Raw genomic sequence first — 20,295 nt, 5'->3', positions numbered from 1 at the left:
ATCGCCGCCGCCCTCATTCCCCTCCGCCTGACGGGAACACCGGCGGCTGCGATCCTCTCCCTCTTCCCCACCGACAAGAACACGAGACGCCCACGATGCAAACCGAACTCGCCCCCGAATTCCAGGGCACGGCCGATGGTCGCGAAGCCGAGGCCATCCTGCGCAAGTGCGTGCATTGCGGCTTCTGCACCGCCACCTGTCCCACCTACCAGCTGCTCGGCGACGAGCTCGACGGCCCGCGCGGACGCATCTACCTGATGAAGCAGGTGCTCGAAGGCAAGCAGCCCACGCGCGCCACGCAACTCCACCTCGACCGCTGCCTGACCTGCCGCAACTGCGAGACCACCTGCCCGAGCGGCGTGCAGTACGGCCACCTGGTCGACATCGGCCGCCGGATCGTCGACGAGAAGGTGCCGCGCCCGGCCGCCGAGCGGGCCACGCGCTGGCTGCTCAAGGAGGGCCTGACCTCGCCGCTGTTCGCCCCGGCGATGAAGCTCGGCCAGTCGGTGCGCGGCCTGCTGCCGGACAAGCTCAAGGCCAAGGTGCCGGCGCGCCAGGACGCCGGGCGCTGGCCCACCGCCACGCACGCGCGCAAGGTGCTGATGCTCGCGGGCTGCGTGCAGCCGTCGATGATGCCCAACATCAACGGCGCCACCGCGCGCGTGCTCGACGCGGCCGGCATCCAGACCGTGGTCGCATCGACGGCCGGCTGCTGCGGCGCGGTGAAGTTCCATCTGAACGACCACGAAGGCGGCCGGGCCCACATGCGCGTCAACATCGACGCCTGGTGGCCGTACGTGGCGCGCGGCGAGGTCGAGGCGATCGTCATGAACGCCTCGGGCTGCGGCGTCACGGTGCGCGACTACGGCCACATCCTGAAGGACGACGCGGCCTACGCCGCCAAGGCGAAGCGCATCGCCGAACTCACGCGCGACCTGAGCGAGCTGCTGCCCGAACTCGTGCCGGTGCTCAAGGCCCGCGTGCGCGCGCCCGAGGGCGTCGTCGCCTACCACCCGCCCTGCACGCTGCAGCACGGCCAGAAGCTGCGCAACGGCGTCGAGGTGAACCTGCGCGCGCTGGGCTTCGACGTGCAGGTCGCCAAGGCCGAGGCGCACCTGTGCTGCGGCTCGGCCGGCACGTACTCGGTGCTGCAGCCCGAGCTCGCCTACCCGCTGCGCGACCGCAAGCTGGGGCACCTGAACCAGCTGCAGCCGACCGCCATCGCCTCGGCCAACATTGGCTGCATCACGCACCTGCAGAGCGGCAGCGCGGTGCCGGTGCGGCACTGGGTCGAGCTGCTCGACGCGGCACTGGCGCCGGCCTGAACGGGTCGCCGTCGCCACCGCCGGACGACGATGTCCGCTGGCGGACGACGCACGGCACCGCGCCGGTCGGGTCGAATCGGCGCTCAAGCCATTCGAGGAGCACCTCCGCCATGCCGAGCACGTCCCGTCTGATCCGTTCGATTTCCGTCTCCACCGTCGTCCGCCGTGGCGCCTTCGCGCGCACCGCCGTCCTCGCGCTGGCGGCCGGGCTGGGCGGCCTGGCCCTGTCGGCCCATGCCCAGGTGCCGCCGATGCGCGGCGAGGGTGTCGCGCGCCACGCCTGCGGCGGCATCGGCTCCGACGAGTCGACCGCGATGCGCCTGGCGATGAAATCCCATCCGCTGTCGCTGCTGTTCGCGCGTGCCGACGGCGCCTACGTGGCGGACGTCGACGTCACCATCCGCGACGCCAAGGGCGACACCGCGCTGGCGCTGCGCGCGGCCGGTCCGATCTGCCTGGTCGACCTGCCCGCCGGGCGCTACGGCGTCGAGGCGCGGGCCGACGGCCGCACGCTGACGCACGAGGTGACGCTGGGCGGCATGCCGGCGACGGCGGATTTCCGGTTCTAGGCCGCGAGACCGCCTCGGGGCGAGAGCCGGCGAGGGGTCACGCGCACGGCGCGCTCAAGCCGGCGGGGATGCGGCCAGTGCCGCCTCGATGTCGCCGGCCAGCGAGGCCGGCTTGTCCAGCGGCGCATAGCGCCGGACCACCCGGCCGTCGCGCCCGACCAGGAACTTCGTGAAGTTCCACTTGATGGCTTCCGTGCCCAGCAGGCCCGGCTTCTCGTGCGTCAGCCAGCGGTAGAGCGGCAATGCGTGGTCGCCGTTGACGTCGACCTTGTGCATCATCCGGAAGCTCACGCCGTGGTTGCGCCGGCAGAAGGCGCCGATCTCGGCATCGCTGCCCGGGTCCTGGGCGCCGAACTGGTTCGACGGAAAGCCCAGCACCACCAGGCCCTGCTCGGCGTAGGTGCGGTGCAGGATTTCCAGGCCGTCGAACTGGGGCGTGAAGCCGCACTGGCTGGCCGTGTTGACGATCAGCAGCACCCGGCCGCGGAAGGCGTCGAACGCCACCCGCTGCCCCTCGATGTCGTCGGCCTCGAAGTCGTAGATCGTCGGTTCGTCGTTCATCGCGAGGGTCAGTGATGCTTGTCGCTGCGGGCGATCGCCAGGAGGTGCTCGACCTCTTCCGGGTAGCGCCGCAGGTTGTTCTGGTGCCAGCGGCGGATCAGCCACATGAAGCCCGCGACCACGATGCCGAAGGCGGTGATCGCCGTGTACGCCGACAGGCCCAGCCCCGTGCAGGCGGTGTAGAACGCGCCCAGCACCAGGATGCAGGCCTGCTCGTTGAAGTTCTGCACCGCGATCGAGCGGCCCGCGCCCATCAGGTTGTGGCCGCGGTGCTGCAGCAGGGCGTTCATCGGCACCACCAGGAAGCCGCCGAAGCCGCCCAGCAGGATCAGGAACGGCACCGCCACCCAGATGTTGCCGATGAAGTTCATGCCGATCACCAGCAGCCCCATGCCGATGCCCAGCGGGATCACGCGCGTGGCCATGTCCAGGCGCATGCGCATCGACGCCACGATGGCGCCCACGGCGGTGCCGATGGCCACCACGCCGGTCAGCGAGGAGGCCTGCGCCGTGTTGTAGCCCAGGGCGAGCGAGGCCCAGGCCAGCACGATGTACTTGAGGTTGCCGCCCGCGCCCCAGAACAGCGTGGTCGTCGCCAGCGAGATCTGGCCGAGCTTGTCGCGCCACAGCCGCATGTTGCATTGCCAGAAATCCGGCAGCAGCGCGACGACGTTGCGCGCCATGCCGTGCTGCGGATTGGCGCGCAGGGGACGCATCTCGACGCCGGTGTGCGGGATGCGTGTGTTGAACCAGGCCGCCAGCGCGTAGATGAAGATCAGCATCGAGATCGCGGCCTCGGGCGGCGTGTCGATGGCGGTGTCGATGACCGGGAAGTCCAGCGCCAGCAGGTGGCTCGACACCATGTGGCCGACGAGCTGCCCGCCCAGCACGATGCCCAGGATGATCGAGGCGATGGTCAGGCCCTCGATCCAGCCGTTGGCCTTGACCAGCTGCGACGACGGCAGCAGTTCGGTGAGGATGCCGTACTTGGCCGGCGAGTACGCCGCCGCGCCCAGCCCGACCACCGCGTAGGCCAGCAGCGGGTGCGAGCCGAACAGCATCATCAGGCAGCCCGCCACCTTGATGGCGTTGCTGGCGAACATGACCTTGCCCTTGGGAAAGGCGTCGGCGAAGGCTCCCACCAGGGGCGCCAGCGCGACGTAGAAGAGCGTGAAGATCGGCACCAGCGCGGCGCGCTGCCACTCGGGCGCGCCCGAGGTTCGCATCAGTTCGACGGCAGCCACGAAGAGCGCGTTGTCGGCCAGCGACGAGAAGAACTGGGCCGACATGATGGTGTAGAAACCGCGCTTCATCGATGGGCTGGCTGGCCAGTGGACTGGCGTGTGGGGCGGGAAAAACGCGTCTTAAGTAAAAAGAACGCACGTTCGTGAAGGCGGTTATAGCATGGGGTGAAATGCCAAAATCAGGCGCAAAACCCCAGGGTTCCTGCGTGTTGCGTGCAGGAATTCACGGGTTCCGTCATCCCCATCCAGAGGTTCTCCGCCCGTGCCCCGCCCCATTCTCGCCACCGTTCATTCCGACGCATTGCGCCACAACCTCGACCGCGCGCGCCGCTCGGCGCTCGATGCCCGCGTGTGGGCGGTGGTCAAGGCCGATGCCTACGGCCACGGCATCGAGCGCGTGTTCGACGGCTTCCGCGGCGCCGACGGCTTCGCGCTGCTGGACCTGGCCGAGGCCGAGCGCGTGCGCGCCCTGGGCTGGCGCGGTCCGGTGCTGCTGCTCGAGGGCGTCTTCGAGCCACGCGACCTCGAACTCTGCTCGCGCCTGGGCCTCTGGCACACGGTGCACAGCGACGCGCAGATCGACATGCTCGCCGCGCACAAGACGCAGGTGCCGCAGCGCGTGTTCCTGAAGATGAACTCCGGCATGAACCGCCTGGGCTTCGCGCCCGATCGCTACCGCGCCGCCTGGACGCGCCTGAACGCGCTGCCCCAGGTCGACGAGATCTCGCTCATGACGCACTTCAGCGATGCCGACGGCGCGCGCGGCATCGACGAGGCGCTGGCCGTCTTCGAGCGCGTGACGCAGGACCTGCCGGGCGAGCGCTCGATCGCCAACAGCGCGGCCGTGCTGCGCCATGCCGACCGCACGCGCGCCGACTGGGTGCGCCCGGGCATCGTGCTCTACGGCAGCGCGCCGGACTTCCCCGCGCACGACAGCGCGCACTGGCAGCTGCGTCCCGGCATGACGCTGGCGACGAAGCTCATCGGCGTGCAGTCGCTCGCACCCGGCGCGACGGTGGGCTACGGCTCGAACTTCGTCGCCGACGCCGACATGACCATCGGCGTCGCCGCGGTCGGCTACGCGGACGGCTACCCGCGCCATGCGCCCACCGGCACGCCGGTGCTGGTCGATGGCGTGCGCACCCGGGTGGTCGGGCGCGTGAGCATGGACATGGTGACGGTCGACCTCGAGCCGGTGCTGCGCGCGCGCGGCGGCGCCGGCGCGGCGCGCGCGCCGGGCATCGGCAGCGAGGTCACGCTGTGGGGCCGCGCGGCCGACGGCGCCGTGCTGCCGATCGACGAGGTGGCGCACGCGGCCGGCACGGTGGGTTACGAGCTGATGTGCGCGGTGGCGCCGCGCGTGCCGGTGGTCGTGGGCGACTGAGGAGACCGGCGCCGGGGCCCTCAGTACAGGCCGCGCTGGCGCGCCTGCAGCCGGGCCAGTCCGAACAGCGCGTCGGTGAACGGCGTCTCGACGCCGGTGAGCCGCCCGAGCTCGCGCACCGCACCCACCAGCGCGTCGAGTTCGACCGCGCGGCCGGCCTCCACGTCCTGCAGCATCGAGGTCTTGAAGGCGCCGAGCTTGCGCGTCACCGCGTGGCGGTCCTCCGGGCTGTCGGTGATGGGCAATCCGATGCGCGCGCCGATCTCGCGCGCCTCGCACATGACGGTGGAGATGAAGCCGCGCACCAGTTCGTCGTCCATGATGAGGTCGGTGGTGGCGCCGGTGAGCGCGCTGACCGGGTTGACGGTCATGTTGCCCCAGAGCTTGAACCAGACGTCCTTCTGGATCTGCGGCGACACGCGCGCCTCGATGCCGCCGCGCGCGAGCAGCGCCGCGAGGTCGCGCACGCGCGACGTCGCCTCGCCCGAGGGCTCGCCCAGCAGCAGGCCGTTGCCGAAGTGGTGGCGCACCACGCCCGGCGCGTCGAGCGAGCAGCTCGCGTGCACCACGCCGCCGATCACGTGGCGCGCGGGGATCGCCGCCGCGATGGCGCCGTCGGGGTCGACCGCCGCCAGCCGCGTGCCGGCCAGCGCGCCGCCGAAGCCGCCGTCGAGGAACCACCACGGCACACCGTTCATGGCCGTCAGCACGATCGTGTCGTCGCCCAGCAGGGGCGCGATGCGCGCGGCCACGCCGGCGAGCGCCGGCGCCTTCACCGCGATCACGACCAGGTCCTGCACGCCCAGTTCGGCCGGGTCGTCGGTCGCGTGCACGGCGAAACGCTCGCGCGTCGAGCCCTCTCCCTCGCCGCCGGGCGCGCCGCGCACCAGCGACAGGCCTTCGTGGCGCAGCGCGCCGAGCGTCGCGCCGCGCGCCACCACGTGGAGCGGCACGCCCGCGCGCGCCAGTGCCGCGCCGATCCAGCCGCCGATGGCGCCGGCGCCGTAGATGCAGGCCTTCATGCCGGGTCCCGCGTCAGGCCTCGGCGGTGAAGCCGACCTTCTTCACGATCGGGCCCCACTTGGCGGTGTCCTTCTTGAGCAGCGCCATGAGTTCCTCGGGCGAGGAGGACATCGCTTCCAGGCCGAAGGTGCCCAGGCCGTCGATCACGTCCTTGGAGGCCAGCGCGGCGCGCATGGACGCGTTCAGGCGCGCGACCAGTTCGGGCGACGCCTTGGCCGGCAGGAAGAAGGCGAACCACTCGCTGTGCGCCATGTCGGGGATGCCCTGTTCGCCGAAGGTCGGCACGTCCGGCGCGAAGCGGCTGCGCTTCTCGCCCGAGACGCCCAGGATGCGCACCTTGCCGCTGGCCAGGTGCTGCGTGATGTCGCCGACGGGGCCGGAGACGGCCGAGACGTTGCCCCCCAGCAGGTCGAGCATGGCCGGCTGCGTGCCGCGGTAGGCCGCGTGCTTGAGCTCGACGCCGGCGCCCTTGCCCAGCAGCGCGCCGATGAAGTGGGGCGTCGAGCCCGCGGCCGGCGAGCCGAAGTTGGCGCCCGCCGGGTTGGCCTTGGCCCAGGCGAGGAAGTCGGGCACCGTCTTCACGTTCGCCGGCACCGACGGGCCGACGGCGAAGCCGAAGTCGAACGAGCAGCCCAGCGAGACCGGCGTCAGGTCGGTGGCGAAGTCGTAGGGCAGCTTCTTGTAGATGTGCGGATAGATCGTGAGCATCGACGTCGGCGTCTGCAGGATCGCCGTGCCGTCGGCCGGCCGGCCCTTGACGTAGCCGATGGCGATCTGGCCGCCGGCGCCGGTGCGGTTCTCGACCACCACGGTCTTCGCGAAGTCGGGCGCCAGCTTGAGGGCGATGCGCCGGCAGATGTTGTCGGAGGTGCCGCCGGCGGCGAAACCGGTGACGATGGACGCGGTCTCGATGTGCGCGCCGGACGCCTGCGCGAAGGCCGTCCGGCCGATGCCGGCGAGCAGGGCGGCGGCGCCACCGGCGCCGGTGGTCTGCAGCATTTGGCGGCGGGTGAAGGTCATGGGGGATGTCTCCGTCGGGATGGTTGGAATCGGTGGATGCGGCGGATTTTCCGGCAAGCCGCGTGAGGGCGCCCCCACGTTTACGCCACGTCTGCCTTGCTCCGGCGGCATACCCGGCACCGGTCTTTCGGCCTCCCTACACTCCCTCGATGGCCAAGGAAAAAACCAACTACGTCTGCAGCACCTGCGGCGGCACCAGCGCGAAATGGCTGGGCAAGTGTCCGCACTGCGGCGCCTGGAACACCCTCGTCGAACAGGTGGCGCAGGCCGCCGGCGGCGGTCCGGCCAACAACCGCTTCAGCGCGCCCTTCGCGGCGCTGGCGGGCACCAGCGAGATCGCGGTGCTCTCGGAGATCCAGGCCAGCGACGTCGACCGCACGCCCACGGGCATCGACGAGCTCGACCGCGTGCTCGGCGGCGGCATCGTGCCCGGCGGCGTGACGCTCATCGGCGGCGACCCGGGCATCGGCAAGTCGACCCTGCTGCTGCAGGCCGTCGACGCCCTGCAGCGCGCCGGGCAGAACGCGCTCTACGTCACCGGCGAGGAGAGCGGCGCGCAGGTCGCGCTGCGCTCGCGGCGGCTCGGGCTGGACCACTCGCAGGTGCAGGTGCTGCCGGAGATCCAGCTGGAGAAGATCATCGCCACGCTCGACGCCCACCGCCCGGCCATCGCGGTGATCGACTCGATCCAGACCGTCTACTCCGACCAGCTCACCTCCGCGCCCGGCTCGGTGGCGCAGGTGCGCGAGTGCGCGGCGCACCTCACGCGCTTCGCCAAGGCCAGCGGCACGGCGATCGTGCTGGTCGGCCACGTCACCAAGGAGGGCGCCCTGGCCGGCCCGCGCGTGCTGGAGCACATGGTCGACACGGTGCTGTACTTCGAGGGCGACACCCATTCGAGCTTCCGCCTGGTGCGCGCCATCAAGAACCGCTTCGGCGCGGTCAACGAGATCGGCGTCTTCGCCATGACCGAGCGCGGCCTGAAGGGCGTGGCCAACCCGAGCGCGATCTTCCTGAGCCAGCATGCCGAGCCGGTGCCCGGCAGCGTCGTGCTGGTCACGCTGGAGGGCACGCGGCCGATGCTGGTGGAGATCCAGGCGCTGGTCGACAGCGGCGGGCCGAGCCCGCGCCGGCTGTCGGTGGGCCTGGACCGCGACCGTCTGGCGATGCTGCTGGCCGTGCTGCACCGCCACGCCGGCATCGCCTGCATGGACCAGGACGTGTTCGTCAACGCGGTGGGCGGCGTGCGCATCACCGAACCGGCGGCCGACCTGGCGGTGATGCTGGCGATCACGTCGAGCCTGCGCGGCAAGCCGTTGCCCAAGGGCTTCATCGCCTTCGGCGAGGTCGGCCTGGCCGGCGAGGTGCGGCCGGCGCCGCGCGGCCAGGAGCGGCTGAAGGAAGCCGCCAAGCTCGGCTTCAGCGTCGCCGTGGTGCCCCGGGCCAACGCGCCGAAGAAGCCGATCGAGGGGCTGGAGATCCATGCCGTCGAGCGCGTGGAGGAGGCGATGGAGGTGGTGCGGCGGCTGCAATCCTGAGCTCCGGCATGTGGTCATCCCTCATCGGCACGCGCGATGGCGCACCGACAATGCGCGTCATGAATCTCCAGAAAGTCTTCGTTCCGGTCGCCGGTCTGGTCGTGCTCGGCTTCGCCTGGCGCCAGTACGGCTGGCCCGGCGTGGCGGTGGTCGCCGGCGGCATCGTGATGTTCCTGCTGCTGCACTTCACGCGCACGATGACCGTGCTCAAGCGCGCCGCGACCCGGCCGATCGGCTACGTCGCCAGCGCCGTGATGCTCAACGCCAAGCTCAAGCCGGGCGTGACACTGCTGCACGTGGTGGCGATGACGCGCTCGCTCGGCGAGCTGCGCTCGGCCCCGGACACCCAGCCCGAGACCTACCGCTGGAAGGACGGCGGCGAGTCGCACGTCGACGGCGTGTTCGTCGACGGCAAGCTGCGCGAGTGGACGCTGGTGCGGCCTCCGACGGCCGACTGACACGCGCCGGCGGGCCGGTCGCCGCACCGGCCCGCAGGACTCAGAAGGGCGCGTCTTCCTCTTCGGTGGCCGCGTCCGTCGGTGCCGCCGGCCCGGGCGCCGCCGTCTTGGCCGGTGCCCCGATCGTGTCGTTCGCATCCTTCGTCACCGACGGCATGTCGGCGGCCGACAGGCCCAGCGCCGCCTCGCCGCCGAGCGCCTCCAGCAGTTCCGGCACCAGCTGGCCGAGCTCGCCCGTGGCGATGGCCGCGTCGGCGTCGAAGTTGTCCTCCTTCTTCCCGTCCGCCGCGCGGTCGGTGCTTTCCAGGAAGGCGATCTTGCGGATCTGCATGCCCTCGGTCAGTTCGAAGGACACGCGGTCGTCCCAGGTCATGGCCAGGCGCGTGGGTCGCTTGCCGGCGGCGATGTGCTGGCGCACCTCCTCGATGTCGAGCGGGTGCTTGGCATAGCGCACCACCGATTTCGACTCGTCCGTGGCGCGCAGCTCGCACTCGCGGTCGATGGTGAAGCCCGCCGGCGGCTCCTGCGTCGAGAGCCAGTTCGCCATCGCGGCGGCCGGCTCGACGAGGGTGTTGATCTGCGTCACCGCGAAGCCCTCGAACGCCTTGACCAGGCCGGTCACGACCTCGTCGGCGCGCGCCGCGTTGGCGACGTTGACGATCAGCCGGCGCTCGGCGGGGTCAATCCACACCGCGATGCGGGCGTGGCGCGTGAAGGCCATCGGCAGCAGCTCGTGGGTGATGTCCTCCTTGAGCTCCTTCTTTTCCTTCTTGCCGGGCTTGCGGCCGGTGGCGGCCTCGATCTGCGCGCAGCGCTCGTCGACCTTGCGGCGCACCACCGAGCCCGGCAGCGTCTTGGACTCGACCATGAATTCCAGGATCCACTGACCGCCCACCGATTCGACGAGCAGGCCGTGCTCGTCGCCGCGCGGGCCGACCCAGCCGGCGGACTTCTCCTGCGAGGGCGTGCAGGGCACGAAGCGCTGGGCCGCGAGCGCCTCCTCGGCGTCCGAGAGCGACTGCGACCAGGGCGCCTCGATGCGATAGACGATGACGTTCTTGAATACGGACACGGGATGCAACCTTTATCTGGCGATGGACGGAACGGGCCATTGTCGTCGCGCCCGTGCGTCCGGCCGCCAGCGCACCGGCGCACGTCCGCCGTAAAATCGCGGGCTTTGCGACGCCCCGTCGCCCTCCCCCCAAAGGACAAGAAATGAGCGTGCTCCCCCCCTCGCTGGACGACCGCGACGGCAAGATCTGGATGGATGGCCAACTCGTGGAGTGGCGCGACGCCAAGATCCACGTCCTCACGCACACGCTGCACTACGGCTGCGGTGCCTTCGAAGGCGTGCGGGCCTACAAGACGGTCGACGGCACCGCCATCTTCCGCCTGGAGGAGCACACCGAGCGCCTGTTCAACAGCGCCAAGATCCTGCGCATGAAGCTGCCCTTCACGCGCGAGGAACTCATGGAGGCGCAGAAGCAGGTCGTGCGCGAGAACCAGCTGGAGAGCTGCTACCTGCGCCCGCTGGTCTGGATCGGCTCGGAGAAGCTCGGCGTCAGCCCGCGCGGCAACACCATCCACGCGATGGTCGCGGCCTGGGCCTGGGGTGCGTACCTCGGCGAGGAAGGCCTCAAGCGCGGCATCCGCGTGAAGACGTCGAGCTACACGCGTCACCACGTCAACATCACCATGACGCAGGCCAAGGCCGTGAGCAACTACAGCAACTCGATCCTGGCCAACATGGAGGCGCTCGACGACGGCTACGACGAGGCGCTGCTGCTCGACGCCAGCGGTTTCGTCTCCGAGGGCGCGGGCGAGAACGTCTTCATCGTCAAGGGCGACACCATCTACACGCCCGACCTCTCGGCCGGCGCGCTCAACGGCATCACCCGCAACACGATCCTGCACATCGCCAAGGACCTCGGCATCGAGGTCGTGCAGAAGCGCATCACGCGCGACGAGGTCTACATCGCCGACGAGGCCTTCTTCACCGGCACCGCCGCCGAGGTCACGCCGATCCGCGAACTCGACCGCGTGGAGATCGGCAACCGCGGCGACGGCGGCTCGCGCGGCCCGGTGACCGAGAAGGTGCAGAGCGCCTTCTTCGACATCGTCAACGGCAGGAATCCCAAGTACGCCCACTGGCTCGCGAAGGTCTGAACGCCATGAGCAACACCACCTCCAGCCCCGTCCCCCGTCCCGTCGCCGTCGTCGAGGTGCGCGCCAGCGACCTCAACCACCAGGGCGGCGTGTTCTGCCCGAGCCCCCTGGCCGACATGAAGCTCTGGAACACGCATCCGAAGGTCTACCTCGACGTCGCCCGCACTGGCGAGGCGCGCTGTTCCTACTGCGGCACCGTCTACCGGCTCAGGGCCGGCGAGTCCGTCTCGCACGGCCACTGAGCCCGGGCACGGACGGTGCCGGCGGCGACGTTCGCCGTGCCGTCGCGCCGCCAGCGCGCCGGCAGCAGGCCGTCCCACGGCGCGCCCGGCTCGTGGGCCAGGCGCAGGTAGACGAAGGTCATCCACAGCATGCCCAGGCCGATCTGGGCGTCGCGCATGGCCGAATTCACGCTGGTGGCGATCGCCATCGCGATCATGGCGACGAAACCCAGCCGGCCGGCCAGGTCCGGCCGGCGCCAGCCCTGCCAGAGCCCGACCAGCAGGATCGCCAGCAGCGTCAGCGCCCCCGGCACCCCGGCCTGCGCGCCCATCCACAGGAAGTCGTTGTGCGGCATGTTGTAGTCGGCCAGCAGCGCCGGGCCCCGCGCGTGCCACTGGTCGGTCCAGCCGCCGATGCCCCAGCCGGCGAAGGGCCGGTCGATCATCATGCGCGCGGTGTCGCGGTACATGTAGAAGCGCACGACCCAGCTGCCCTCCGACACCGCGCCGCCCTGCGCGGCCTCGATCTCCTGGATGCCCAGCGCCACTTTCTGCTGCACCTGCGGCGACTGCCACAGCGCCATCGCCGCCACCGCTCCGCCGATCGCCAATGCCACCGCCAGCGTGCGCAGCTGGCGCCGCCACTGGTGCACGCAGGCCGCCGGCACGGCCACCAGCAGCGCCAGCAGCGAGGTGCGCGAGGTCAGCCAGGCCGTGATGACCAGCCCGGCGAGGGCCATCAGCGCGAACGCCGCCAGGGCGCGGCCGGGCCGATGCGCGCCGCGCTCGCCGAACTGCGCCAGGCCCGCCACGGCGGCGGTGGCGCCGAACAGCGTGAACAGCAGGGCGTTGTTGATCGACTTGTTGCCTTCCACCTCCAGCGTGGCGCGCCACAGCGTCCACAGCGGGAAGCCGACCGTGCGGTAGAGCAGCACGATCGCCAGGCTGCCCAGCGCGGCGACGAAGAAGCCGCGCACCACCCGGATCGCCTCGTCCCGGTCGAGCGAGAGCGCCATCAGCATGGTCAGCGCGATGCGCATCCCGTGCCAGAGGTTCGACGGCGTCTGCGGGTAGTGCGGACCGATGGCGAAGACCACCAGCGTCCAGCCGACGTAGGCGACGATCGGCCACCACAGCGGCGAGGCGCGCAGTCGCGCGGCGCGTTCGCGCACGCCACCGGCGGCCAGCAGGGCGACGAGCAGGAGCGTGGCGGCCAGGTAGTTCACACCCACCGGCGCGAACACCGCCAGCCCCCAGAACATGGCCGCGGGGCCGACGATGGACGATCTCATGCCGGGTATTTTCCCATTGCCGCCGGAGCGCTCCGCCGGCGCCGCCGCGGCGTCCGCGGCCCTCATGCCAGCGGACGGGGCAGCGCGATCACGAAGCTCGCGCCGCCGCCCGGGCGGTCCTCGCAGGCGACCGTGCCGCCGTGGCGCTCGACGATCGATTTGACCAACGCCAGTCCCAGGCCGACGCCGCCCTCGCGCTCGCTGGCGCCGGGCAGGCGGTAGAAGGGCTCGAAGATGCGCTCGCGCAGGGCGGCGGGCACGCCGGGACCGCGGTCGTCGACATGGATGCGCGCGAAGCGCTCGGTGGCGTCGAGCCGCACGGAGATGTCGCCCGCGCCGTAGCGCCGCGCGTTCTCCAGCAGGTTGCGGATGGCGCGGCGCAGCAGCCGCGGCACGCCGCTGACCGTCAGCGCGGCGTTGTCGGTGCCCTCGGCCAGGTCCAGTTCGGCCTCGGTGCGGGCGCATTCCTCGGCCGCCAGGCCGGTCAGGTCGACCGCCTCGACCGTGCCCATGTCGGCCTCGCGGGCGTCGAGCCGGCTCGACAGCAGGATCTCGTCGATGAGCTGGTCGAGCTCGCCGATGTTGCGCGCGATCTCCCCGCGCGCGCCGTCGTTCGGCCGCCCGCCGCCGCCCATCAGCTCCAGCCCCATGCGGATGCGGGTGAGCGGCGAGCGCAGCTCGTGCGAGGCGTTGGCCAGCAGCGACTTGTGCGAGCGCACCAGGGTCTCGATGCGCGCGGCGGCGGCGTTGAAGCGGCGCGCCAGGTCGGCGACCTCGTCCTGGCCATCCTCGGGCACGCGCGCGGCGAGGTCGCCCTCGCCCCAGCGCTGCACGCCGCGCTGCAAGGCCTCCAGGCGCTGCGTGAGGCGCCGCACGATCGGGAACAGCCCGATCGCCACCGCCAGCCCGACCAGGCCCATGAGCCAGAAGAAGCCGGTCTGCGGCCGCACCCAGGGGGGCGGTCCGCCGCCCCGGTCGGGGCGCGGGCCGAACTGCATCTGGAAGGCCTGCCCGTCCTTGAGCGTGACGGTGAACTCGAGCGGCTCGCCCGGCCGGCTGGTGCGCAGCGACTCGCCGGTGCCGATCACGCGGTCCTGCGCGTCGCGCAGCACCACCTCGCGCGGCAGCGGCGCCGCGCGCTGCTCGTCGGCCATCTGCCAGGCCCAGCCCGCCGCCAGCGCGACCACCGCCACGCCGGCGAGCACCGCCAGCCAGATGCGCACGTAGAGGTGGCGCGTGAAGAGCCCGACCACGGACTCAGTCCTGCTGCTTGGCGAAGACATAGCCCACGCCGCGCACGGTCAGGATGCGCTTGGGGTTCTTGGCATCGGCCTCGATGGCCGCGCGGATGCGGCCCATGTGCACGTCGATGGAGCGGTCGAAGGCCTCCAGCTCGCGCCCGCGCACGGCCTCCATGATCTGATCGCGCGTGAGCACGCGGCCGGCGCGCTCGGCCATGGCCACGAGCAGGTCGAACTGGTAGGAGGTGAGTTCGGCCGGCGCGCCGCCGACCGTGACGGTGCGGCTGTTGCGGTCGATCTCCAACGAGCCGAAGCGCATCAGCAGGTTCTCGGCGGCGGCCGCGTCGGCGGCGTTGCCGCCGTGCAGGCCGCCCTCGCCGCGCCGGCGCAGCACGGCGCGGATGCGCGCGAGCAGCTCGCGCGGCTCGAAGGGCTTGGGCAGGTAGTCGTCGGCGCCGATCTCCAGGCCGATGATGCGGTCCATCGGATCGCCCTTGGCCGTCAGCATCAGGATCGCCACGCGCGAGAGCGCCCCGGGCAGGGCGCGGATGCGGCGGCACACCTCCAGGCCGTCGATGTCCGGCAGCATCAGGTCGAGGATCACCAGGTCGGGCGAACGCTGCTGCAGCTGCTCGATGCCGCTCGTGCCGTCGGCCGCGTGCGCGAAGGCGAAGCCCGATTGCGTCAGGTACTCGCTCACCATCTGCGCCAGGCGGGCGTCGTCTTCGATCATCAGGAGTTGGGGGGTGCTCATGCGGGCCATGATGATTCGCGGCCGGCAAGCCGGCTTGAATGCGCCGTAAAGATGGGGTAAATGGCGTGACCGGACGCCCGCGCCGGTCGCTGGCTCCCGGGGGCGGTCATTCTCGATGGTCTCCGAAGCGTCTTCGCAGGCCGGTGTTCAGGCCGCTTCGGCGGTCGCGACGTCCATGCCGAAGAGCATCGGTCGCGCCGCGCTGCCGGCGGCCTCGGCGCGACGGGTGGCCGGGCCCGGCGCGTCCAGCAGGGCGTCGAGCGCCTCGGCGGCCAGGCCGGGATGGCCCTGTCGCGCCCGCGCGAGGATCTCGCCGGCCAGCGCGCGCAGCTGGTCCAGCGCGGCGCGCATGCGCTCGACGAAGGCCTCGTCGTCCAGGGTGTCGTTCAGGCTGCGGTTGAGTTCGGCGAACCACGGCAGCTTCGACTGGTCGAGCATCACGGCCGGGTTCTTCTTCTCGGTGACGTCCGACCACGCGCGCAGGAAGTCCTGCACGGCGACATTGAGCTGCTGGCACTGCAGCATCTCGTCCTTCACGCGGCCGAGCAGGGCCAGGTCGGTCAGGCGGTCGTGGAAGAAGATCCGCGAGAGCACGGCCCAGTAGTAGGTGTAGTCCCAGATCACCTTCACCGGCAGCACCTCCGGATCGCCGAAGAGGCCGTACTGGTCCTGGTAGAGCGCCAGGGTGCTCTCGTAGAACGAGTGGTAGATCTGGTCGTAGAGCTGGGCGCGCGCTGCGACCGAATGGCCGGCGCGGTCGTGCGCGATCAGGTCGCAGATGTAGGTGTTGCCGATGGCGATGAAGTCGCTGCCGGGCGAATAGAACGGGTCGAGGAACAGCCCCGCCTCGCCCGTGAGCGCCCAGCGGTCGCCCGAGAACACCTGCTTGCAGCCGTAGGAGAACTTGCGGAAGAAGGCGAAGTCCTGGAGTTTGTCGCGCTGGCCGTCGAGCTCGTCGAACAGGCGCGGCTGGTAGGTCGCGAGCCAGGTCATCGCCTTGTCGAAGGTGTCGATGGTGTCGAGCGGGTGGTACCGGGGGTCGGCCACGATGCCCACCGAGTGCGATCCCGAGGCCAGCGGGATCAGCCAGACCCAGTAGCCCGCGCCGACCAGGTGGTTGGTCGAGAGCCAGCGCGCCTGCGGGTCGCAGCGCTCGCGCCACTGCGGGTCATCGCTCCACGCGTCGAGGGTGATGCGCTCGCCGATGCGGAACCACACGGCGTTGACGTCGTGCGCGTTCGGTTCGGCCAGGCCCAGCTTGCGCTTGATGATGCCGGCGCGGCCGCAGGCGTCGACCACCCAGCGCGCCTCGATGGCGTGGGTTGCGCCGTCCTTCGTCCAGCTCAGGCGGTGCGGCGTGTGCGCGTCCTCGGCCAGGTCGAGCTGGCGCACCATCGCGTGGTCGAGGAATTTCACGCCGCGCCGCGCGGCCTCTTCGGCGAGGTAGTTCTCGAAGATGCCGCGATCGATCTGGTAGCTGGGCACCGACATGTAGCGGCTGGCGCCGACCTCGGTCACCCGGTCGATGTCGCGCCGGCCCTCGCTGAAGAAGAAGCGGAAGCCGAACTTGCGCAGCTGCTCGCCCTGCAGGTGCGGCTTCAGGCCCAGCACGGTGTCGAAGTAGTGCGCGCCGATCTCCACCGACGACTCGCCCACCTTGTGCGTCGCATGCGGCACCGGGTGCGCGCGGCGTTCGAGCACCAGCACGTCGATGTCGCCGAACCGGCGCTTGAGCTGCAGCGCGAGCGTCAGGCCGGCGAGGCCGCCGCCCATGATGACCACGTCGTGCATGGCGGTGTCACCGGGTCGGGTGGGCGGAGCGTCTTGGAGCATGGTTCTCGTCACTGGTGGCTGTGGAACTGCAGCCTCAGGGAAAGTCGGGCTGCCAGCGGCATCGATACCGTCGCCGGGAAGGCACCGGTGTCCGCCAATGCCTCGAACAACGGTAACGCATCGGCCATCGCGTTGCCCGCCAGGGCCTGCGCGGCGACCGAGCGCGGCGTGGCGGCCGTCGCCTCGCCGGGCTCGAGCGACCAGTCGAAGGCGGCGACGGTGCGCTCGGTGCGCTCGGGCGCGACCACCAGCGCCACGGCCAGCAGGCCGCGGCTGGTCGTCACCGAGGCCAGCGCGCCGACCGCCGGCATGTCGTAGCCCACCAGCAGCACCGGCCGAGCGTCGGCGGCGCACTGCGCGGCGGCCTCCAGCAGGCCGGCGGCGAAGGTGGATTCGTAGGCCGCGAGCGAGTTGCTCGCCGCCATGCAGCCCGTGCCGATGGTCCAGTAGCCCACGGCGGCGTTGTGCACCGAGTTGTGGAACTTGATCGGCGAGAGCAGCGTGGGGTCGTTGGCCAGCGTGCCGCACATGTAGTCGTTGATGCCCAGGTCGCCGTGCGCCGAGGCGAACACGCAGGGCAGGTCGCGCGCCTCGCGTCCGGCGGCGGCGACAGCCTGCGCCGCCACCTCCAGCGACAGCGCCACGGTGTCGGGCGCGCGGCGGCGCTCGGCCGGGGCCAGCACCTGCGGCGAGGGCCGCTTGGCCGGCGGATCGACCGGCCCGCCGGCGCCCGTGAAGGCCGCGCGGGCGATGTCCCAGCCCGGCAGCGTCGGCGCCCAGAAGGCCGGGCCCTCGATGTAGAGCGTGGGGGTGCGGTTCGTCGGTATCGCGCTCATGCGGGGAGGTCCTTGCCGAAGATGAGGGAGCAGTTGTTGCCGCCGAAGCCGAACGAATTCGACAGCGCCAGGCGTACGTCGGCGCGCGCGGGTTCGAGCCGGATCTGCGGGCCGCAGTCGGCGTCGAGCACGGTGGTGTTGATGGTGCCGGGCAGGAGGCCGGTCTCCAGCGCCAGCAGGCTGATCACGGCCTCGACGATGCCCGCCGCGCCCAGCGTGTGGCCGGTGAAGCCCTTGGTGGAGCTGGCGTGCGTGGTGGCCGGGAAGCGGCGCTTGACCATCGCGCCCTCGACCTCGTCGTTCTTGGTGCTGGCCGTGCCGTGCATGTTGATGTAGCCGATGTCCTCGGGCGCGACGCCCGCGCGCGCCAGGGCGTCGTCGAGCGCGCGCTCGGCGCCCAGGCCCTGGGGGTGCGGCGTCGACATGTGGTGGGCGTCGCTCGCCTCGCCGTAGCCCAGCAGCAGGAGACGGGCGTCGGCGCCGTCGGCCGCGCCCGCGCCCGCATCCGCATCCGCGCGTTCGAGCAGCGCGAAACCGGCCGCCTCGCCCAGGCTGATGCCGTCGCGTCCGGCGTCGAACGGTCGGCACGGCCGCAGCGACACCAGCTCGAGCGAGTTGAAGCCGTAGAGCACGCTGCCGCACAGCGTGTCGACGCCGCCGACCACCGCCGCGTCGATCAGCCCGAGCCGCATCAGCCGCTCGGCCGAGGCGAAGGCCTTGGCGCTCGACGAGCAGGCGGTGGAGATCGTCTCGTTGGGGCCTTCCAGGCCCAGCGCCTCCTGCACGAACATCGACAGCGAGTGCGGCGTGTGCACGCGCGGGCGGTGCTGGTCGGCGGGGAAGCCGCCGTCGGCGTCGAGCCGGGTGTAGGCGGCCTCGGTCTCGCCGATGCTCGACGTCGAGGTGCCCAGGATCACGGCGATGCGCGCGGGGCCGTACTTCGCGCGCGCGGCGGCCACGGCGTCGAGGAAGCCGTCGGCTTCCAGGCCCAGCCAGGCCAGCCGGTTGTTGCGGCAGTCCCAGGACGCCAGCGCCTCGGGCAGGCGCATCGCCTCCAAGCCGTCGACCCGGCCGATCCAGGTCGGCAGCGGCGGCGGGGGCGTGCGCCCGGGCGCCTCGTCGACGAAATCGTTGGCGCGCAGGCCGCTGCGCGAACTCTCGAGCGCCGCGAGCAGCGACGCCTTGCCGACGCCGACGGCCGAGGTGGCGGTGTAGGCGCTGATCCGGAGGGGTGTGATTCGGTTGGGCACGATGGTGTGAGGAAAGGTTTCCGACGTGGAAAGTTTTGCAGCCTACCAGCAGCCCCGGCCGGCCTGGGGATTCAGGACCCGGAGGCCCCGCGCCGGGCCCGCATGGCGAGCGCCACCAGCACCAGCACCGGCAGCCCCAGCGCGGCGGTGCCGACGAAGAACGGCACGTAGCCGTAGGCGTCGACGAAGCGGCCGGAGTAGCCGGCGATGAACTTCGGCAGCAGCAGCATCAGCGAGCTGAACAGGGCGTACTGCGTGGCCGAGTAGGTGACGTTGGTCAGGCTGGAGAGGTAGGCGATGAAGGCCGCCGAGGCGATGCCGCCGGCGAGGTTGTCGGCCGAGACCACCATCACCAGCATCGTCAGGTCGTGCCCGCGCGTGGCCAGCAGGGCGAACAGCAGGTTGCTCGCCGCGCTGAGCACGGCGCCGAGCATCAGCACGCGCATCACGCCCAGGCGCATCGACAGCACCCCGCCCACGAAGGCGCCCACCAGCGTCATGACCACGCCGAAGACCTTGCTCACCGAGGCCACCTGCTCCTTGGTGAAACCCATGTCGACGTAGAACGGGTTGGCCATGATGCCCATCACGACGTCGCTGATGCGGTAGATGGCGATCAGCGCCAGGATCAGCGCGGCCTGCCAGCCGTAGCGTCCGAAGAAGTCGGCGAAGGGCGCGACCAGCACGTCGTGCAGCCAGGCGGCGGCGTTGCGCGCGCGCGGCAGCGTGCGCCGCGCCGGCTCGGCCGACACGAGCACCGTCAGCACGCCGACGGCCATCGACGCCGCCATGGCGAGGTAGGCGGCCTTCCAGCCGGCATTCTGGTAGCCGGTGGCGCCGGCGAGCTCGGCCCAGGCGGCGATCCACAGCACGCCGGCGCCGGCCCAGATCATCGCCAGGCGGTAGCCGGTCTGGTAGGCGGCGGCCAGGGCGGCCTGCTTGCGCGTCTCGGCCGACTCGATGCGGAAGGCGTCCAGCGCGATGTCCTGCGTCGCCGAGCCGAAGGCCACCAGCACCGCGAAGCCCACGATCGGCCCCAGGCCAGCGCCCGCGCCCGGATCGGTCAGCGCCATGCCGACCAGCCCCGCCACGACCATGCCCTGCGACAGCAGCAGCCAGCCGCGGCGCTGGCCCAGCAGCGTGGTCAGCGGCGGCAGCGGCAGCCGGTCCACCAGCGGCGCCCAGACCCACTTGAAGCCGTAGGCCAGGCCGACCCAGCTCAGGTAGCCGATGGTGGTGCGGTCGATGCCGGCCTCGCGCAGGCGGAAGCTCAGCGTGCCCAGCACCAGCAGCAACGGCAGCCCGGCCGAGAAGCCCAGCGCCAGCATGCGCAGCGTGGCGGGCTCGAGGTAGACGCGCAGCGCCTCGCGCCAGGAGACCGGCGCCACGGACGCGGCGGCGTCGGCGGGCGCGGGGGAGGCGACGGTGTCGGCGGCGGCGACCGGGGAGGGGGAGGACATGGGCGGGCGTGGCTGGAGGAGGGCGAGGGAGCGGACCGGGTGCTGCCGGGCGGCGTCGCGAGGAAGGGGAAACGCCCGATCGGCAGCGGGCGGCGACCGTGACGGCGTCCATTCCCGCAC

The 20,295-nt window shown here is 71.5% G+C and carries 19 protein-coding genes; 7 read left to right on the top strand and 12 right to left on the bottom strand.

Annotation, left to right across the window (positions count from 1 at the left end; genetic code table 11):
- Nucleotides 1-95 precede the first annotated feature (95 nt).
- Together glcF and ABID77_RS13130 are read left to right on the top strand one after the other, a co-directional pair.
- On the top strand, nucleotides 96-1,325 hold the full coding sequence (gene glcF, locus ABID77_RS13135) for a glycolate oxidase subunit GlcF (RefSeq protein WP_429596320.1): 1,230 nt from the start codon (nucleotides 96-98) through the stop codon (nucleotides 1,323-1,325).
- Between the two features lie 110 nt (nucleotides 1,326-1,435).
- Nucleotides 1,436-1,894, top strand: a complete 459-nt coding sequence (locus ABID77_RS13130; RefSeq protein ID WP_429596317.1) for a carboxypeptidase regulatory-like domain-containing protein — start codon at nucleotides 1,436-1,438, stop codon at nucleotides 1,892-1,894.
- 54 nt (nucleotides 1,895-1,948) lie between these two features.
- On the opposite strand, the gene ABID77_RS13125 is transcribed toward ABID77_RS13130, so the two are convergent.
- Together ABID77_RS13125 and lplT are read right to left on the bottom strand one after the other, a co-directional pair.
- Entirely contained in the window at nucleotides 1,949-2,455 is a 507-nt protein-coding gene (locus ABID77_RS13125) for a glutathione peroxidase (RefSeq protein WP_429596315.1), read from the bottom strand.
- Nucleotides 2,456-2,463: 8 nt separating this feature from the next.
- Complete coding sequence (gene lplT / locus ABID77_RS13120; RefSeq protein ID WP_429596313.1) at nucleotides 2,464-3,768, bottom strand: lysophospholipid transporter LplT; 1,305 nt, start codon at nucleotides 3,766-3,768, stop codon at nucleotides 2,464-2,466.
- Between the two features lie 193 nt (nucleotides 3,769-3,961).
- Between lplT and alr the strand changes: the two genes are divergently transcribed.
- On the top strand, nucleotides 3,962-5,083 hold the full coding sequence (alr, locus tag ABID77_RS13115; protein WP_429596310.1) for an alanine racemase: 1,122 nt from the start codon (nucleotides 3,962-3,964) through the stop codon (nucleotides 5,081-5,083).
- A 20-nt stretch (nucleotides 5,084-5,103) separates the two neighbouring features.
- Here alr and ABID77_RS13110 read toward each other — a convergent pair whose 3' ends face one another.
- Together ABID77_RS13110 and ABID77_RS13105 are read right to left on the bottom strand one after the other, a co-directional pair.
- Entirely contained in the window at nucleotides 5,104-6,105 is a 1,002-nt protein-coding gene (locus tag ABID77_RS13110) for a 2-dehydropantoate 2-reductase (protein ID WP_429596307.1), read from the bottom strand.
- 13 nt (nucleotides 6,106-6,118) lie between these two features.
- The gene (locus ABID77_RS13105) at nucleotides 6,119-7,126 is read right to left on the bottom strand and encodes a Bug family tripartite tricarboxylate transporter substrate binding protein (protein ID WP_429596304.1); all 1,008 of its coding nucleotides are present in this window, start codon (nucleotides 7,124-7,126) and stop codon (nucleotides 6,119-6,121) included.
- Nucleotides 7,127-7,275: 149 nt separating this feature from the next.
- Here ABID77_RS13105 and radA point away from each other — a divergent pair, with 149 nt between their 5' ends.
- Together radA and ABID77_RS13095 are read left to right on the top strand one after the other, a co-directional pair.
- Nucleotides 7,276-8,664, top strand: coding sequence for a DNA repair protein RadA (radA, locus tag ABID77_RS13100; protein ID WP_429596302.1), 1,389 nt, complete (start codon nucleotides 7,276-7,278; stop codon nucleotides 8,662-8,664).
- A gap of 50 nt (nucleotides 8,665-8,714) precedes the next feature.
- Nucleotides 8,715-9,122 (top strand): glycerate kinase, encoded by a 408-nt coding sequence (locus ABID77_RS13095; RefSeq protein ID WP_429597301.1) that lies wholly within the window; start codon nucleotides 8,715-8,717, stop codon nucleotides 9,120-9,122.
- Nucleotides 9,123-9,162: 40 nt separating this feature from the next.
- On the opposite strand, the gene ABID77_RS13090 is transcribed toward ABID77_RS13095, so the two are convergent.
- Complete coding sequence (locus ABID77_RS13090; protein WP_429596300.1) at nucleotides 9,163-10,194, bottom strand: recombination-associated protein RdgC; 1,032 nt, start codon at nucleotides 10,192-10,194, stop codon at nucleotides 9,163-9,165.
- Nucleotides 10,195-10,337: 143 nt separating this feature from the next.
- Between ABID77_RS13090 and ABID77_RS13085 the strand changes: the two genes are divergently transcribed.
- Both ABID77_RS13085 and ABID77_RS13080 read left to right on the top strand, forming a co-directional pair.
- Complete coding sequence (locus tag ABID77_RS13085; protein WP_429596298.1) at nucleotides 10,338-11,288, top strand: branched-chain amino acid transaminase; 951 nt, start codon at nucleotides 10,338-10,340, stop codon at nucleotides 11,286-11,288.
- A gap of 5 nt (nucleotides 11,289-11,293) precedes the next feature.
- Nucleotides 11,294-11,530 carry a zinc-finger domain-containing protein gene (locus ABID77_RS13080; protein ID WP_429596295.1) on the top strand — a complete coding sequence of 79 codons (237 nt, stop codon included), beginning with the start codon at nucleotides 11,294-11,296 and terminating at the stop codon, nucleotides 11,528-11,530.
- On the opposite strand, the gene ABID77_RS13075 is transcribed toward ABID77_RS13080, so the two are convergent.
- The 7 genes from ABID77_RS13075 to ABID77_RS13045 form a co-directional block, all read right to left on the bottom strand.
- Nucleotides 11,488-12,801: an O-antigen ligase family protein gene (locus ABID77_RS13075; RefSeq protein WP_429596293.1), complete on the bottom strand. Its 1,314-nt coding sequence runs from the start codon at nucleotides 12,799-12,801 to the stop codon at nucleotides 11,488-11,490. The genes ABID77_RS13080 and ABID77_RS13075 overlap by 43 nt on opposite strands.
- A gap of 62 nt (nucleotides 12,802-12,863) precedes the next feature.
- On the bottom strand, nucleotides 12,864-14,084 hold the full coding sequence (locus tag ABID77_RS13070; protein WP_429596290.1) for a sensor histidine kinase: 1,221 nt from the start codon (nucleotides 14,082-14,084) through the stop codon (nucleotides 12,864-12,866).
- Complete coding sequence (locus ABID77_RS13065; RefSeq protein WP_429596287.1) at nucleotides 14,059-14,805, bottom strand: response regulator; 747 nt, start codon at nucleotides 14,803-14,805, stop codon at nucleotides 14,059-14,061. Before ABID77_RS13065 ends, ABID77_RS13070 begins: the two co-directional genes overlap by 26 nt.
- Nucleotides 14,806-14,943: 138 nt before the next feature.
- Nucleotides 14,944-16,629, bottom strand: a complete 1,686-nt coding sequence (locus ABID77_RS13060; RefSeq protein WP_429596283.1) for an NAD(P)/FAD-dependent oxidoreductase — start codon at nucleotides 16,627-16,629, stop codon at nucleotides 14,944-14,946.
- A gap of 8 nt (nucleotides 16,630-16,637) precedes the next feature.
- Nucleotides 16,638-17,465 carry a beta-ketoacyl synthase chain length factor gene (locus tag ABID77_RS13055; RefSeq protein WP_429596280.1) on the bottom strand — a complete coding sequence of 276 codons (828 nt, stop codon included), beginning with the start codon at nucleotides 17,463-17,465 and terminating at the stop codon, nucleotides 16,638-16,640.
- Nucleotides 17,462-18,715 (bottom strand): beta-ketoacyl-[acyl-carrier-protein] synthase family protein, encoded by a 1,254-nt coding sequence (locus ABID77_RS13050; protein ID WP_429596277.1) that lies wholly within the window; start codon nucleotides 18,713-18,715, stop codon nucleotides 17,462-17,464. The genes ABID77_RS13055 and ABID77_RS13050 overlap by 4 nt, the downstream gene beginning before the upstream one ends.
- Nucleotides 18,716-18,786: 71 nt before the next feature.
- The gene (locus tag ABID77_RS13045) at nucleotides 18,787-20,175 is read right to left on the bottom strand and encodes an AmpG family muropeptide MFS transporter (RefSeq protein ID WP_429596274.1); all 1,389 of its coding nucleotides are present in this window, start codon (nucleotides 20,173-20,175) and stop codon (nucleotides 18,787-18,789) included.
- Nucleotides 20,176-20,295 lie beyond the last annotated feature (120 nt).

Origin of the sequence: Variovorax sp. PvP013, from assembly GCF_050435945.1 — a bacterium.
Classification (GTDB): domain Bacteria; phylum Pseudomonadota; class Gammaproteobacteria; order Burkholderiales; family Burkholderiaceae_C; genus Variovorax.
Note: the sequence above shows the minus strand (reverse complement) of the source record. Positions and strands in the feature narration are given on the sequence as shown.

Coding starts and splice junctions, on each gene's coding strand:
- glcF (WP_429596320.1), top strand. CDS start 96: ATGCAAACCGAACTCGCCCCCGAATTCCAGGGCACGGCCGATGGTCGC.
- ABID77_RS13130 (WP_429596317.1), top strand. CDS start 1,436: ATGCCGAGCACGTCCCGTCTGATCCGTTCGATTTCCGTCTCCACCGTC.
- ABID77_RS13125 (WP_429596315.1), bottom strand. CDS start 2,455: ATGAACGACGAACCGACGATCTACGACTTCGAGGCCGACGACATCGAG.
- lplT (WP_429596313.1), bottom strand. CDS start 3,768: ATGAAGCGCGGTTTCTACACCATCATGTCGGCCCAGTTCTTCTCGTCG.
- ABID77_RS13110 (WP_429596307.1), bottom strand. CDS start 6,105: ATGAAGGCCTGCATCTACGGCGCCGGCGCCATCGGCGGCTGGATCGGC.
- ABID77_RS13105 (WP_429596304.1), bottom strand. CDS start 7,126: ATGACCTTCACCCGCCGCCAAATGCTGCAGACCACCGGCGCCGGTGGC.
- radA (WP_429596302.1), top strand. CDS start 7,276: ATGGCCAAGGAAAAAACCAACTACGTCTGCAGCACCTGCGGCGGCACC.
- ABID77_RS13095 (WP_429597301.1), top strand. CDS start 8,715: ATGCGCGTCATGAATCTCCAGAAAGTCTTCGTTCCGGTCGCCGGTCTG.
- ABID77_RS13085 (WP_429596298.1), top strand. CDS start 10,338: ATGAGCGTGCTCCCCCCCTCGCTGGACGACCGCGACGGCAAGATCTGG.
- ABID77_RS13080 (WP_429596295.1), top strand. CDS start 11,294: ATGAGCAACACCACCTCCAGCCCCGTCCCCCGTCCCGTCGCCGTCGTC.
- ABID77_RS13075 (WP_429596293.1), bottom strand. CDS start 12,801: ATGAGATCGTCCATCGTCGGCCCCGCGGCCATGTTCTGGGGGCTGGCG.
- ABID77_RS13070 (WP_429596290.1), bottom strand. CDS start 14,084: ATGTCTTCGCCAAGCAGCAGGACTGAGTCCGTGGTCGGGCTCTTCACG.
- ABID77_RS13065 (WP_429596287.1), bottom strand. CDS start 14,805: ATGGCCCGCATGAGCACCCCCCAACTCCTGATGATCGAAGACGACGCC.
- ABID77_RS13060 (WP_429596283.1), bottom strand. CDS start 16,629: ATGCTCCAAGACGCTCCGCCCACCCGACCCGGTGACACCGCCATGCAC.
- ABID77_RS13055 (WP_429596280.1), bottom strand. CDS start 17,465: ATGAGCGCGATACCGACGAACCGCACCCCCACGCTCTACATCGAGGGC.
- ABID77_RS13045 (WP_429596274.1), bottom strand. CDS start 20,175: ATGTCCTCCCCCTCCCCGGTCGCCGCCGCCGACACCGTCGCCTCCCCC.